Genomic DNA, 284 nt, shown 5'->3' with positions numbered 1-284 from the left:
CAGGCGCAGGAGGCCGCCCGCGTGCTGGATACCGCCGTGTTCGACAAGTTCCCGTTCCTGCCCGGCATGACACCGATGGCGGACGACTTGGCCCAGTTGGTGCTCAACCGCACCTGGCGCCCGGCGCTGTCGGTCACCGGCGTGGATGGCATGCCGCCGTTGTCCTCGGCGGGCAACGTGTTGCGTCCGCATACGTCGGTGAAGCTGTCGCTGCGCCTGCCGCCGACCCTGGAAGGCAAGCAGGCCGGCCAACTGCTGAAGGACCTGCTGGAGAAGGACCCGCC

The 284-nt window shown here is 69.0% G+C and carries 1 pseudogene; it reads left to right on the top strand.

From position 1 onward, the window contains the following. Positions 1-21 precede the first annotated feature (21 nt). Positions 22-284: pseudogene (locus OH705_RS27065) on the top strand (peptidase dimerization domain-containing protein); the annotation flags it as partial.

This window comes from Pseudomonas sp. BJa3, assembly GCF_026343815.1.
GTDB classification, from domain to species: domain Bacteria; phylum Pseudomonadota; class Gammaproteobacteria; order Pseudomonadales; family Pseudomonadaceae; genus Aquipseudomonas; species Aquipseudomonas soli.
This window is presented reverse-complemented; position numbering and strand designations above follow the sequence as displayed.